This is a genomic window from Pseudomonas sp. W3I7 (genome assembly GCF_030816095.1).
Lineage (GTDB): Bacteria > Pseudomonadota > Gammaproteobacteria > Pseudomonadales > Pseudomonadaceae > Aquipseudomonas > Aquipseudomonas salomonii.
In genome coordinates this window covers 6124731-6138598 of the sequence record NZ_JAUSXP010000001.1, presented here as the reverse complement: position 1 = coordinate 6138598, position 13868 = coordinate 6124731, and the positions used below count along the sequence as shown (strand labels likewise).

General features: G+C 59.7%; 11 protein-coding genes. 3 read left to right on the top strand and 8 right to left on the bottom strand.

Annotated features, from left to right (window positions below):
• Positions 1-88: 88 nt before the first annotated feature.
• Both QF043_RS28045 and QF043_RS28040 read right to left on the bottom strand, forming a co-directional pair.
• Positions 89-1072 (bottom strand): FecR domain-containing protein, encoded by a 984-nt coding sequence (locus QF043_RS28045; protein WP_373460793.1) that lies wholly within the window; start codon positions 1070-1072, stop codon positions 89-91.
• A complete protein-coding gene (locus QF043_RS28040) occupies positions 1069-1584 on the bottom strand; it encodes a sigma-70 family RNA polymerase sigma factor (protein WP_307420980.1) in 516 nt (171 codons plus the stop codon). The genes QF043_RS28045 and QF043_RS28040 overlap by 4 nt, the downstream gene beginning before the upstream one ends.
• 279 nt (positions 1585-1863) lie before the next feature.
• Between QF043_RS28040 and QF043_RS28035 the strand changes: the two genes are divergently transcribed.
• Complete coding sequence (locus QF043_RS28035; protein WP_307420979.1) at positions 1864-3744, top strand: methyl-accepting chemotaxis protein; 1881 nt, start codon at positions 1864-1866, stop codon at positions 3742-3744.
• A gap of 38 nt (positions 3745-3782) precedes the next feature.
• Here QF043_RS28035 and QF043_RS28030 read toward each other — a convergent pair whose 3' ends face one another.
• The 5 genes from QF043_RS28030 to QF043_RS28010 all read right to left on the bottom strand — a co-directional run bounded on the left by QF043_RS28030 (position 3783) and on the right by QF043_RS28010 (position 10421).
• On the bottom strand, positions 3783-4241 hold the full coding sequence (locus QF043_RS28030) for an SRPBCC family protein (protein WP_307420978.1): 459 nt from the start codon (positions 4239-4241) through the stop codon (positions 3783-3785).
• An 18-nt stretch (positions 4242-4259) separates the two neighbouring features.
• Positions 4260-7634, bottom strand: coding sequence for an amino acid adenylation domain-containing protein (locus QF043_RS28025; protein ID WP_307420977.1), 3375 nt, complete (start codon positions 7632-7634; stop codon positions 4260-4262).
• Positions 7631-8578, bottom strand: coding sequence for a diiron oxygenase (locus QF043_RS28020; RefSeq protein ID WP_307420976.1), 948 nt, complete (start codon positions 8576-8578; stop codon positions 7631-7633). The genes QF043_RS28025 and QF043_RS28020 overlap by 4 nt, the downstream gene beginning before the upstream one ends.
• Positions 8575-9333 (bottom strand): DUF3050 domain-containing protein, encoded by a 759-nt coding sequence (locus tag QF043_RS28015; RefSeq protein WP_307420975.1) that lies wholly within the window; start codon positions 9331-9333, stop codon positions 8575-8577. The genes QF043_RS28020 and QF043_RS28015 overlap by 4 nt, the downstream gene beginning before the upstream one ends.
• Before the next feature lie 377 nt (positions 9334-9710).
• Positions 9711-10421, bottom strand: a complete 711-nt coding sequence (locus QF043_RS28010; protein ID WP_307420973.1) for a GntR family transcriptional regulator — start codon at positions 10419-10421, stop codon at positions 9711-9713.
• Positions 10422-10670: 249 nt separating this feature from the next.
• On the opposite strand from QF043_RS28010, the gene lapG reads away from it, so the two are divergent.
• Positions 10671-11363, top strand: a complete 693-nt coding sequence (gene lapG / locus QF043_RS28005) for a cysteine protease LapG (RefSeq protein ID WP_056860367.1) — start codon at positions 10671-10673, stop codon at positions 11361-11363.
• Between the two features lie 14 nt (positions 11364-11377).
• A complete protein-coding gene (lapD, locus tag QF043_RS28000) occupies positions 11378-13324 on the top strand; it encodes a cyclic di-GMP receptor LapD (protein ID WP_307420971.1) in 1947 nt (648 codons plus the stop codon).
• Between the two features lie 139 nt (positions 13325-13463).
• On the opposite strand, the gene QF043_RS27995 is transcribed toward lapD, so the two are convergent.
• Positions 13464-13802 (bottom strand): hypothetical protein, encoded by a 339-nt coding sequence (locus QF043_RS27995; RefSeq protein ID WP_056860365.1) that lies wholly within the window; start codon positions 13800-13802, stop codon positions 13464-13466.
• Positions 13803-13868: the final 66 nt, after the last annotated feature.

Genomic DNA, 13868 nt, shown 5'->3' with positions numbered 1-13868 from the left:
AGGTCCGTAGAGGCCGGTAAGGCAGATAAAGAGGCTTACTGTCTAAGCCGGGCTTACGGAAAAAAGCCGCCAAAAAAACACAAAAAAGTCAGGCCAGGCGTTCCAGGCTCACCCACCAACGCGTGCGATAGCGCACTTGAACGGGCAGCGTCTGCGCAACGATCGCCAGCAACTTGTCGGTGTCTTCCAGGCGGAAAACCCCTGACAGCCGCAAGTCGCCGATCTCTGCGGTACAGCCCAGATAACCCGGGCGGTAGCGCCCCACTTCCGATACAAAGTCGGCCAGGCGCATGTCCCGCGTCACAATCAGCCCATCGGCCCAGGCGCCCATGTCCATAGTTAGCGGAGCCGATAACGCGGCGTGCGCCTGGTTGATCAGATAGGTTTCCCCTGTGTGCACTTGAGTCGCCAGGCCATCGGCCGTAGGCGGTGAATGGATAGCCACATTGCCGCTGACCACGCTCAAGCGCGTGCACTCGCTGTCTTGGCGCACGGTAAAACGCCCATCGATGCCTTCGAGCAGGCCGTGGCGAGTGTGTACCAGCAAAGGCGCTGAAGATGGCGCACCGCAGGTCACCAGGATTTCCCCGCGCACCAACGTGATCAGGCGCTGCTGCGAGTTGAAATTGAGGTTCACCGCACTGTCGGTGTTGAGTTGCAGGCGTGTGCCGTCCGGTAATTGCACGCTGCGCCGCTCGCCGGTGGCGGTTGCGAAATCGGACGTCCAGCGCTGCCAGCCGGTCATGTCCCGGCTTACCCACGCCGCCGAACCCACCAACACCACACCCGACAACACCTTCAGTGCCCGTCGTCGGCCCAAGCCTTGTGCGACGTTTTCCAGTGCCACATGCGCCCCTGGAATCGCCGCCATCTGGCTGTTCAATTCCCGTTGTAGCGCCTGCACCCGTTGCCACGCCAATTCATGGTCATCGTGAGCTTCACGCCAATGTTCACATTGCGCATGCAAGCGCACATTCGCACGGTTGTTACGCAGGCGCAGCGCCCAACTGATCGCCTGTTTGACCACTTGGGGATCCGGCCCGGAGCGCGCGGCGTTATCCATTGGCGTCAGGTTTCATAGCGCAGGACATAACAGTGATACAGCCCTTCAGCGACGTACCGCTCCACCGAGCGCAACGATACGCCCATCTGCTCTGCGATCTGCTGGTGAGCCAGCCCATCGCACTGAGCCAGTAAAAACGCTTTACGCACCTTGGGCTTCAATCCGTCCAATAGGCGGGCGACTTCCTCCAGAAGCTCCACCACCAACGCACGCGCTTCGGCGCTGGGTGCCAGCGCTTGCGGCAAGTGAGCGATGGACTCCAGGTAGGCCCGTTGGATTTCTTCGCGGCGCCAGTGATCAATCACCAGTCCCCGGGCGATGGTGCGCAAAAATGCACGCGGCGCCTTGAGCTCAAAGCGTTCGGTTTTTTGCAGCAGGCGTACGAACGTGTCCTGCGCCAGGTCCGCAGCATCGGCGGCATTGCCCAAGCGACTGCGCAGCCAGGTGTTGAGCCAGTTGTGGTGGGTGCTGTAAAGCGTGTGTACAACACGTTCGCACGCAATGTAGTCAGTAGAGGGCATTCAGGCAGGCCTGGCCAAGCGTCACAAATGATAATTAGTCGCATTGTCTGGGAGGCAGAAAAATTTTGCAACGCCGAACGCTGAGCCTCTACCACTGGTCGGTTTCCCACTCAAAATAAGGATGCTTCTCACAAATTCCTAAGATTTCTCCTGGCGTGGCCGAAAGCCTGACGAGCCATGCGTGCACCGAAATAGAGCGGCCGAAGAGCCGGCCTATCCCGTTACATGGAATGTTCCACTCGGCACGCTCACCCCCCTTTGGCAAAAGAAGTCGATGAAATGAATCTCAAGTTCAGTCATAAAATTCTACTGGCCGCATCAGGCGTCGTGGTTCTGGCCTTCGCGCTATTTACCCTCTACAACGATTACCTGCAGCGCAGCACCATCAAACAAAACCTTGAGTCGTCTATCCAGCAATCGGGCGAGCTCACGGCCAGCAGCGTGCAGAACTGGCTCAGTGGCCGCATCCTGGTCCTCGAAAGCCTGGCGCAAAACGTTGCTCACCAAGGCAGCGGTGCCGACCTGCCAGGGCTGGTCGACCAGCCTGCGCTCACCTCGAACTTCCAGTTCACCTATGTCGGCCAAACCAACGGCGTATTCACCCAGCGCCCTGACGCCAAGATGCCCGACGATTACGACCCTCGTCAGCGCCCCTGGTACAAGCAAGCGGTCGCCGCCGATAAAACCATGCTGACTCCGCCTTATATGGCGGCCGTTGGCGGGCAAATCGTGACCATTGCCCTGCCGGTCAAAAAGAACGGCGAACTGCTCGGTGTAGTGGGCGGTGACCTGAGTTTGCAAACCCTGGTGAAGATCATCAACTCGGTGGATTTCGGCGGTATTGGCCATGCGTTCCTGGTCAGCGCCGACGGCCAGGTCATCGTCAGTCCCGATCAGGGCCAGGTGATGAAGAACCTCAAGGACATCTACCCAGGCACCAGCCTGCGTATCGAGAAGGTCAGCCAGGACGTTGTGCTCAACGGCCAGGACCGTATTTTGTCATTCACCCCGATCAGTGGTTTGCCGGGGGCGGATTGGTACATCGGCCTGTCGATCGACAAAGACAAAGCCTACGCACCGCTCAGTAAATTCCGTACATCGGCACTGATCGCCATGTTGATCGCCGTGGTAGCGATCGCCGTGCTGCTCAGCCTGCTGATCCAAGTGCTGTTGCGCCCGCTGACCACCATGGGCGTGGCCATGCAGGACATCGCCCAGGGCGAAGGCGATTTGACGCGCCGCCTGGATGTAACCAGCAAGGACGAGTTCGGCGAAGTGGGCAGTGCGTTCAACCAGTTTGTCGAACGTATCCACGCCTCTATCTCCGAAGTGTCTTCAGCCACGCGCCAGGTCCATGACCTGTCCCAGCGCGTCATGGCCTCGTCAAACGCCTCGATCATCGGCTCGGACGAGCAAAGCGCGCGCACCAACAGCGTGGCTGCCGCCATCAACGAGCTGGGCGCCGCCACCCAGGAAATCGCCCGCAACGCCGCCGATGCATCGCAGCATGCCAGCGGTGCCAGTGAGCAAGCGGACGACGGGCGCAAGGTGGTGGAGCAAACCATCCTGGCCATGTCGGAACTGTCGCAAAAGATCAGCTTGTCCTGCACGCAGATTGAAACCCTCAATGCCAGCACCGATAACATTGGGCACATCCTGGATGTGATCAAAGGCATCTCTCAGCAAACCAACCTGCTGGCGCTCAATGCGGCGATCGAGGCTGCGCGTGCGGGTGAAGCCGGGCGCGGGTTTGCCGTGGTGGCCGACGAAGTGCGTAACCTGGCGCACCGGACCCAGGAATCGGCCGAAGAGATCCACAAGATGATCACTTCGCTGCAAGTGGGCTCGCGTGAAGCCGTGACCACTATGAACGCCAGCCAGGTCTCCAGCGAAGAAAGCGTTGAAGTGGCCAACCAGGCGGGTGAGCGCCTGGTCAGCGTGACGCAGCGAATCGTCGAGATCGATGGCATGAACCAATCGGTTGCGGCCGCTACCGAAGAGCAGACCGCCGTGGTTGAAACCCTCAACGTTGATATCAACCAGATCAACTTGCTCAACCAGCAAGGCGTCGCCAACCTCAACGAGACGCTCAAGGACTGTGATGCGCTGTCGCAGCAGGCCAGTCGATTGAAGCAGCTGGTCGACAGTTTCAAGATCTGACCGGTCTCAGCCGGCGCGAGGTCCCTCGCGCCGGCTGATCAACCGAACATCCGGCGCACATGCTCCAAGGCGCTGTCGGCGAAAGCCTGCACAAACTGTTCAAACTCCGCCTGCGGCATATCGACCGGCTCGCCGATCAGCGTCCAGGTCGCCCTGGAACGTTGCGCGTCAAGTGCCTCCACACGCATGGCGGCCCATAGCCGGGCGACACCCAAGGTGTTGTAGAGGGTGGTCCAGGTCATGCACATCGCTTCGTTGTCCCAACTATTGAGTTGCTCAACGACGTGGTGCCCATCGTGGAAAAATTTACGCCGCAATGCGCCCACGCCGGTTCCCGTCATTTCGATGTGCGACAGGGCCGGAATGAAGGCATCAAAGCCTGCAAAATTTCCCACCACACTCCACAGGCGAGCGGCATCGCACGCGACGTCAACAGACGCTACCAACGGCGCGCCATTCGGGTTACGGATTAATGTATCGGGTTGCAGCGGTTTCATAAAAAGTCCTGAAGCGGGTCAGAGAAAGCCAATGGCCTTGAGGTGGTCGCAGCCTTTGCGCAACAGCGCAGGGTCTTTGTGCGGGTACTGCTCGCCCATCGCTGCCACACCCTGGCGTGCGTTGTCGTGACAAATCATTGAGACGTCGCTGATGTCTTCCGCGAGGTCATCCAGGTAAAAACCCAGCACGCCAAACAGCGCGTTATCGGGCCCCACCGTTTGCAACACCCTTTGCCACTGCGCGACGCTCACCCGTTCGAAAAGATGGCCGGCCTGGCTGAATGCATCCAGGTAGTGGTCCCAGCTCAAGGGCTGCGGGTTATGCAGGTTGAAGACGTTTCGCCGTGCCACAAATTGGCCGCAGTGGAACGCAATGAAACGGGCCAGGAAATCCACCGGCATCAGGTCGAAATTCACCTCCAGGCGGGGCGCCAGGCCCAACTGCAGCGACCCCTTGAGCATCAGCATCAAGCGGTTGTTTTGTGGCTGGCACACACCGTTGTGGCTGTTGAACGCAATATTCCCCGGTCGATGAATGTTCACCCAGGCACCTTGCTCGACCGCACGCCCCACCAGCCGCTCGGCGACCCATTTGGAAAGGTTGTAGCCATTCTTGAGATAGAGCGGCAACGTGGTAACAGCTGGTGTTTCGAGGACGCGACCCTGAGTGTCGATACTGCTGCAGGCTGACAGCGTGGAGATGAAGTTGAAGACTTTCTTGCTATGGGTTTCGCACAGGCGCAGGCACTCAAGCACCGGTTCGACGTTGTCCCGGGCCAATGAGGTGTAGTCCAGCACATGGTTGACCCGGGCGGCGTTGTGCACCAACACTCCATGGTTGCGGGCGAGGTGGTCATAGACATCACAGGCCAGGCCCAGCCGGGGTAGGCTGATGTCAGCGGCATAGACGCTCACGCGGCTCAGGTCCAGATGCTCCAGGTGGTACTCGCGCAGTGCCTGGGCAAACCGTGCTGGCGCCGAGTGCCCTGGGCGTTCGCGCACCAGGCACGCCACCTCACGGGCCCCGCCCGCCAACAGCGCTTCGACCAGATGTACACCCACAAAGCTGTTGGCGCCCGTGACGATCACCTTGCGTGGGTCGCCTGCAGACTCCGGTGGCAGCGTGCACAGGTCCAGCGGCTGGGATGCATCCTTTTCCATCTGGCATGACGCTGCAAAAGGTAATGCACCGTCTTCCATCAGCACGGCTAGGGTGCGAATCGTAGGCGCTTCAAAAAAACGGCTCAAAGACAGACTACGACCAAACTGTTCGCGCACACGCAGCAGCAAGGTCGACAGCAAGATGGAGTGGCCGCCCACATTGAAAAAACTGTCGTCAATGCCCAGCTCAGCGCCAGGCATGCTCAGCAATTCGCTCCACAGCGCCACCAGTTGCGCTTGCAAAGGCGTTTGCGCCGCAGCGCAGGGGACGCGTGGCGTGGTGTGCCCGGGCATCGTCAGCAAGGCTTGGCGGTCGATCTTGCCATTGGCGTTGCTGGGCATGCCTGGCAGCTCTGCCCAGCGCTCGGGTTGCATGTAATCCGGCAACCACCGTTGCGCATGTTGCTTCAGGGCTGCCACCGTTGCGCCCGGTTCTGGCTGGGCAACAAAACCGAGAATTCGTCGATCACGGTCGATCACCACCGCTACCTGGCGAAATAACCGACTGCTGCGCAGGCACTGTTCGATCTCCTGGGGTTCGACGCGAAAGCCCCGGATCTTCACCTGATCATCCCGTCGGCCACCCAGCTCGATACCGTCCGCGGTCCATTTTGCGCGATCGCCGCTGCGGTAAGCCCTCAGCGCGTGGCCGTCCGGCAGCGTCAGCTCGACGAATGGATTGCCCTCGTGCGGCGGCGCGGTCACATACCCCAGCCCTACGCCAGGGCCTGTGATGTACAGGTCGCCCATTACCTGCTCATCCACCGGTTGCAGCGCGTCATCGAGGATCAGCACCTGGCTGTTGGCGATGGGGCGCCCCACGTTGCGATTGCTGTCTGCCGGGCGCAACACCCGATGGGTGACCAGCACTGTCGTCTCGGTAGGGCCATAGAGATTGTGCAACTGGCACTGGCCCGCCAATCGTTCGATCACATGCGGTTCGCAGGCATCGCCGCCGGTCAACAGATGGGTAAGCCCCAGAGGCTGATCCAACGGCAGGATGCTCAATAGCGCTGGCGGCAAAAAAGCATGGCTGATGCGCTGCTGGCGAATCAGCTCGACCAGTTGCTGAGGGTCGCGCCGCTGCGCTTCGCTTGGGAGGATCAACTCGGCACCGGCGATCAGGGCCGGGAAAATATCGATCAGTGATGAATCGAAACTCAGCGGCGAAAATTGCAGGACACGGCTGTATTCATCCAACGCGAGGCTGGCGCCGGCCCAACCGGTGAAATGCGCAAGGTTGCCCTGGCTCAGCAGTACGCCTTTGGGCTGGCCGGTGGTGCCCGAGGTGAACAGCACCATGCACGGTGCGTCGATGCTGGCGCGACGTTGTATCAATGGCTGCGTGATGTCGGCGTGGCTCGAGTCAATATTGTCGACATTCAGTGTCGTGAAATGCTCGCGCAAAGGGTGCCGGCCATTGTCCAGCAAGACCTTAGCGCTGCCACTTTCCAGCATGGCCTGCTGGCGCTGTGGCGGATGATCCGGGGCCAGTGGCAAGTACACCGCGCCGCAACCGAGCACTGCGAGAATACTGGCATACAGCTCGACGGACTTTTCCAGGCACACGCCGACCACCGGCGTCTCAACGCCTCCCAGTAAAGGATGCAGGCGTTGTTGGATCGACAGGGCGCGAAGCTGCAATTGGCGGTAAGTCAGCACGCTGCCCGCGATGTTCAGCGCTGGACGTTCGGCGAAGGCGTGCAGGCTGGCCTGCAGTCGCTCGATCATCGGCACCTGGGCCGCCTGCAACAATGCCGGCTGGTCGGTGCGATTGAACCGATGCCCAAACGCCAGGCCGTCCAGCCCGTGCAAACTGTGCTCCGGCCAGGTGTTAGTGGTGGTGCAGGCGGCAAAGAATTCCGCGGCCCTCGAGAACCCACTGACCAGTGCCGTGGCCCACTCAACCAGTGCGTCAGTCGCCTGCCGGCGCAATCGTTGGCCGTTGCCGCTGGGCTCCTCGGCAACGGTGTGTACCGTCAGCACACGTCGATCACGGTCGTAGCAGCGTAACTGCAACGAGGGCAGTCCGCTTTCGGACACTGGGCCGATACCCAGCCGCAGGCTTAACCGTTGGCTGGTGGCGCCGTGTGCAAGCGCAGGTTGAGTGCCGTCCTCAATGAACAGGTCGAAGGTTTGCGTTGCGCTGGCGTGCCCGTAATCTTCGAGCGCTTGCTTGAGCGCCATCAGGGCTTGGCTGGTACCGCCCCATCCGATACTCAGCCGCCTCATGCCTGCCTCCCCGGTTCGGGCAGGTAATCGCTCAGGGCGCGGGCAACGCTTGGGGTATGCAGCACGCCGCTGTGCTGCAGGAACCCGATGATGTTGCCGAGCAACGGGTGCTGGCGACTGATGGGAAAGTGCAGTGCTGTGACTTCGTCGCGTAGGGCTTGGCGGATGTCGGTACCGATATCCAGGTGTTCGACCAGTCGCAGGTCGAAGTCTTTGTGCAGCGCGTTAGTCAGGTAGTGGGTCAAAAAGGTCGGCAGGACTACGGCGATGCTGTCGCGGTCTGCCGGGCTAGCTGCCTGCCAGTAGAGACGCACCAGCTGCGTCCAGAACTGGGCGTGGCGCCCTTCGTCAAACAAGTGATCGGCCATCAAGCCGCGAATCGAAGCCTTGACGCTGCCGTCCTTGGCAAATGCCGCGACATCGTGGGTGACGGTGTTCTCGGCGATGGCCACGCCAATCAACGCCACCGCATCGCGCAGGTGGTGCGGTGCCAGCGCCTGGGCGGCCGGCAAGGCCCGGCTCAGTTCGATTTGCGTGGGCAGCTCAAGCGGTTGTATGCCGGTCAGTTCAATGGTCTGTTGCAGGAAGTCCAGGGCGACCAGCGCGTGGTAATCCTCATCGACCACCACAGTCATCGCATCAATGCGACAGGCAAGGGGGAAGGGCAGCGCGAAGCGATTCTTGGCAATGCTGCGGGCGGTCGTGTCGACGATCTCGGTTTCGAAGATCACCACGTCATTGATGAATTTGTAGAAACTTTGCGTCAGCACGAAGTCGCGCCACTGGGGGCAGTGCTCAACAAAAGTCGCACTGAGCACCAAGGGTTGGCGGCAGACCGGAAAGATCAAGCGGTCGTCGTTCTCCAGCAGGCGCCGGGGGCGTGTGCGGATGGTGGCGCGCCGCTCCCAATCTTCGGCAAACGCGCGGTAGTCTGCGGTGCTCATGGTTGTACCTCGTGTAGCGAGGCGTGTACGTCGTCCCAGAAACCGAGGCGGTTCTCTATGGCGCTCAGGGCGGTCTCATCCGCCTGGTGTTGGCGTGCCGGGTCGGCTCCGATCAGGCGCTGGAGCAACTGCTCCGCGCCTGGGCCATGATCCTGGGCATCCAACTCGATGTGGCGGCTCAGGTAGTGACAGAACAGGGGAGCCTGTCGCGCCATGGAGACGTCGCCCTGCAGAATGCGTTCGAACATCGATGGGATGACACTTTCGCGACCGTGGAGGAACGCTGCCGCCACACAGTGGGTAGGTGCGCTTAACGCGATCTGCAATGTGCTGCTGACAAAGCGCGCCACGCCGGGGCGCACATTGATCATTTGCATCGCCGTGTTTGCCTCGACGCCTTGGCGCTGCAGGTCGATGAAGCGTTGGATGGGAGTGGTGTCTGCACCGGTTTCGGCCATCGCCTCCAGGTACAGCTCGAAGTGGCTGCAGTGGCCACGTGTTGGATGTTCGTCTGATTCTTCGCCAAGCACGATTTCATTGATCAGGCGTGCGCTTTGCGGGTCAGCGGCCGGCAGCCAGGGTAATTGCATGCACGTCAGGTCCTGCTGCAGGCGTTTAGCCAGACTCATGAAATCCCAAACAGCAAATACATGTTGCTCCATAAAAAGTTGTAACTTGTTAAGTGAGGTTATTTCTGCAAATAACGGATGGCTACACAGTTGCAGTTTTTTTTGTTCAAGCAAAAGTTGATGCATGGTTGACGCCTATAAGTTGTTGCGACTGCTCTGAAAACAGTGATGGGGTTTTGTAATGGAAAGCGGATGGCCAGCGTTACGCCAAGCCACGCGTACAGCGCTAACCTGACATAGGTCTGCACTGCCGAGTGAAGTGTTCTTTTATGGGTGAAAGATAATAATCTGATTAAACGTTTGGATAAACTGATGAAAGTATTAGATGGTTTTACGAGAAGAAGTTTACCGTGAGTCAATAGTGTGAAAGTGGGTGGGAAGTTTCGCTGGCAAGTGCGGGATTATTTAAAAGTAATCTCGTCGTGGTGTACAAGCGTGGGGCACTTTCCGAGAAGAAAGATACCCCATACGGTTCAAGTGATAAGAAAGGCAGGTGTAAACCCTTACTGTGCGTTTTTGGTCGCGGCGCCCTCAAGGCTATTGAGGTAGGTGTTGATCACCTCCATACCCCGCATCAGGTGATTGCGCAGGGTCAGGATGCTTTCTTCGACTTTTTTGTGCACCACCAGGCTGAGCAATTCACGGTGATCTTCCTGGGATGTCTCGCCCAGGCCCATGGCCTCGAGGTTGAAGCGCAGAAAACGTTCCTCCTCATTCAGGCCGTGTTCAACCAGTTTGAGCAGCCGCTGGTTGGGTGCCTTGCCATACAGAGCCATGTGGAACAGGCGGTTGAGCCGGCCAATTTCGGCATAGTCTCGCTCGCGTTCCAGCGCATTGATGAAAGCGTCGGCCTCGGCAATGTCTGCCTCGGTGAGGAACGGAATGGAGAGGCGCAGCGCTTCGGACTCCAGCAATATGCGCAGGGCATAGGTCTCGGCCGAATTGTCTTCGATCAACGGCGCCACCACAGCGCCTTTGTGGGTTACCACGTGGAGCAAGGACTGGGCTTCCAACTGGCGCAAGGCTTCGCGCACGGGCATACGGCTGACGCCGAACAGGCTGGCCAATTCTTGCTGGCGCATCGCGGTACCACAGGGCAACCTGCCGTCGAGAATGGCATTGCGCAACGTTTCTTCAATAACGGCGCGTGCAAGATGGGCGGGAATAGGCCCGCTGATTTTGATGCTGCTTAATGGGTTCGGCTTCTGCGTCACGGTTACGCTATCCTCCTTTCTTGAATGGAGTGTGTTTAATTGGATCCAAAGCACACTAGAGATGGGTCGCGCGCTTGTCAAACAGCCAAAGTTTCAGTTTGTAAGGGCTTACAGGCGGCACTTTGTGCGTCCCACAAGCGGCGTTTATAAACTCGAACCCCTTATGAATGATTGCACTGTGCCATTGTTTTTTGTTGATTGAAGCTTCACCATCCCTGAAATTGCGTCTCCCTTCACGGACTGAACGCCTTGGCGGTAAGTTTTATTCCCTCTCGAATTGTCGGCTGGCTACTTGCGGCGACTTTGCTCGCTGGCCTGATGCCTGGCGGGCTGCATGCCGATTGGGATTTCTCGCAGATCAGCCGCAAAGCCACGGCTCTGTACGGGCCGCTCGGCGAGGGCCAACAGCGCATCGACGCCTGGCAGCGCCTGTTGGCGACTGAAAAGAAGGTCGACGAACAGGAGCAGCTCAAGGTCGTCAACCTGTTCTTCAACAAGCAAATGACTTATGTAGAAGACATCGACCTCTGGCACGTGGTCGACTATTGGGAGACCCCCATCGAAGCGCTGTGGAAAGGTGCGGGAGATTGCGAGGACTACGCAATCGCCAAGTATTTCAGCCTGCGCCACCTGGGCGTCTCCAGCGACAAATTGCGCATTACATACGTCAAGGCCTTGCGTCAGAATCGCGCTCACATGGTGCTGACCTACTACCCGACCCCCGACGCTATCCCGCTGGTGCTCGACAGCCTGATGGATGAGATCCTGCCGGCCACCCGCCGTACCGACCTGGTGCCGGTGTACTCATTCAACGCCGAGGGCTTGTATCTGCCCGGTGCCAAGGGCAACAAAAAAGTCGGTGATACCAAACGCTTGTCGCGTTGGCAGGATGTGTTGAAAAAAATGCGTGCGGAAGGCTTCCCGGCCGAGCCTGCCAACTAGGAGTAACTGATCGGATGTCACTGTTCAAACAACTATTGATCGCAATCTGCCTGTTCCTGGTGGTCGCCTTCAGCGGCAGCTTCATGGTCAGCCTGGAAAGCTCGCGCACCCAATACGTCAACCAGCTGCGCTCCCATGCACAGGACGCGGCGACCGCGCTGGCGTTGTCGCTGACGCCCAATATCGACGACCCGGCGATGGTGGAGTTGCTGGTCAGTTCGATTTTCGACAGTGGTTATTACGCCAGCATCCGCGTGGTGGATTTAGCCACTGACAAAACCATCGTCGAACGCAGCGGCATCCCGGACAACAACGGCGTGCCCAACTGGTTCGTCAAGCTGATCGGCCTTGAGCCGGCCGGCGGTGATGCACTGGTCAACCGCGGCTGGGAGCAGGCGGCGCGTGTAGAGGTGGTCAGCCACCCGATGTTCGCCCTGGCCAAGCTCTGGCAAAGCGCCCTGGGCAGCCTGGGCTGGTTGCTGCTGTGCGGTGCGGTCAGTGCGGGGCTCGGCGCGCTGCTGCTGCGTCGGCAGTTGAAGCCGCTGGACTACATGGTCAAGCAGTCCCACGCCATCGCCCGCCGCGAATTCCTCAGCCTGCCGGATCTGCCGCGTACGCCGGAGCTGCGGCGCGTGGTGCAGGCCATGAACCAGATGGTGGAGAAGCTCAAGGCGCTGTTCCAGGAGCAGGCCGAGCGCAGTGAAAAATTGCGCATCGAATCCTACCAGGACAACCTTACCGGCCTCGCCAACCGGCGTTATTTCGAGATGCAGCTCAACGCCCGCGTGAGTAACCCGGAAGACACCAACTCCGGTTACCTGCTGCTGTTGCGGGTCAAGGACCTGGCCGGTCTCAACCAGCGCCTGGGCGGCCAGCGCACCGATCAGTTGCTGCAAGCGGTGGGCGAACAGTTGCTGCGCCAGTGCGAGCCTTACCCGGAAACCCATAACCTCGTCACCCGTATCCGTGGTGGTGAGTTTGCGGTGCTGGCGCCGGGGCTGGTGCGTGAAGAAGCGCTGCAATTGGCGCAGAACCTCGAAAGCACCCTGCTCAGCTTGCAGGCCACCAGTGCCAGTGACGTCACGCCGGTCGCCTACATTGGCCTTGCGCCGTTCAACCATGGTGATTCGCCCCAGGCATTGCTGACCCTGGCTGACCAGGCTCTGGCCCAGGCCGAAGGGCAGGGCGACAGCAGTTGGGTGTGCCTGGACCACAGCGCCGCCGCCAGTGTCGGCGACGATCACCATGCCTGGCACACGCTGTTGGACCAAGCCCTTACCCACCAGCGTTTTGAGCTGTACTTTCAGCCGGTCGTCGCCAGCCAGGACCCACAGTTGGTGCTGCACTACAAAGTGTTGTCGCGTTTGCAGGATGACGACGGCCACACCATCCCGGCCGGGCGTTTCCTGCCGTGGCTCGAGCGTTTCGGCTGGACTGCGCGCCTGGACCGGCTGATGCTCGAGCACGTGCTCAAGCAGATGGCCAGCCATACGCACAGCCTGGCGCTGAACCTTTCGGCCGCCACCTTGCAGGATGCCCAGGCGTTGAACCGGATTGTCGAGTTGCTGCGCCAGCACAGCAACCTGGGCCCGCGCCTGACCCTGGAAATCGGCGAGGAGCAATTGCCCGAACAGGCTCTGCTGGAGCAGTTGACCCAGCGCCTGCGCGAGTTGGGCTTCTCCCTGAGCCTGCAGCGTTTTGGTGGGCGCTTCAGCATGATCGGCAACCTGGCGCGCCTGGGTTTGGCGTACCTGAAGATCGACGGCAGCTACATCCGTGCCATCGACCAGGAAAGCGACAAGCGCCTGTTTATCGAAGCGATCCAGCGCGCGGCCCACAGCATCGACTTGCCGTTGATTGCCGAGCGCGTGGAAACCGAAGGTGAATTGAAAGTGATTCGCGAGATGGGGATTTTCGGTGTGCAGGGGCAGTTGTTTGGTGAGCCTGCGCCCTGGAAATAATATAGACCTAAGCTGGGTACTGGCTTGTGTGGGAGCTGGCTTGCCTGCGATGCAGACGCCTCGGTCTCGCAGCCATACCGAGGTGATGCTATCGCAGGCAAGCCAGCTCCCACATTTAGATCCGGTTCTACTTTAGCGATCAGATCAAGCCCGTCTCATCATCATTGATCAGATGGCTCAACCCACCCAACGCTTCCCGTGCGTGGTTACGGTCCATCAGCTTGGCCTGGGCCGCCGGTGGCAGGTCGGTCACGCTGATCACGCCCTTACGGGTCAAAACCTGAATCAAGTCGTCCAGTACCCGGATCATCTCCAAGTCACTTTGCTTGAGCTGAGCCAGGCTGGTTTCCACCACTTCGTTGGCGTACCAGGCCTGGATCTCATGGTGATCGGCCGGCAGGGTTTCGGTCGACTCGGCAAAGGCGGCGGCCTCCACGCGACTCAGCGCTCCCTGTGCATCACGTTGCACGTAAAACATAAGAATCCCTCGAAAATGAGCCACACGCGTTCACCAGCATAGGTCAATGCTGTGTTTATGGGCGCG

What these genes read in the sequence shown, in the direction of transcription:
- QF043_RS28015 (WP_307420975.1), bottom strand. Translation starts at nt 9,333, where the DNA reads ATGCATCAACTTTTGCTTGAACAAAAAAAACTGCAACTGTGTAGCCAT.
- QF043_RS28025 (WP_307420977.1), bottom strand. Translation starts at nt 7,634, where the DNA reads ATGAGGCGGCTGAGTATCGGATGGGGCGGTACCAGCCAAGCCCTGATG.
- QF043_RS28020 (WP_307420976.1), bottom strand. Translation starts at nt 8,578, where the DNA reads ATGAGCACCGCAGACTACCGCGCGTTTGCCGAAGATTGGGAGCGGCGC.
- QF043_RS27995 (WP_056860365.1), bottom strand. Translation starts at nt 13,802, where the DNA reads ATGTTTTACGTGCAACGTGATGCACAGGGAGCGCTGAGTCGCGTGGAG.
- QF043_RS28030 (WP_307420978.1), bottom strand. Translation starts at nt 4,241, where the DNA reads ATGAAACCGCTGCAACCCGATACATTAATCCGTAACCCGAATGGCGCG.
- lapD (WP_307420971.1), top strand. Translation starts at nt 11,378, where the DNA reads ATGTCACTGTTCAAACAACTATTGATCGCAATCTGCCTGTTCCTGGTG.
- QF043_RS28040 (WP_307420980.1), bottom strand. Translation starts at nt 1,584, where the DNA reads ATGCCCTCTACTGACTACATTGCGTGCGAACGTGTTGTACACACGCTT.
- QF043_RS28035 (WP_307420979.1), top strand. Translation starts at nt 1,864, where the DNA reads ATGAATCTCAAGTTCAGTCATAAAATTCTACTGGCCGCATCAGGCGTC.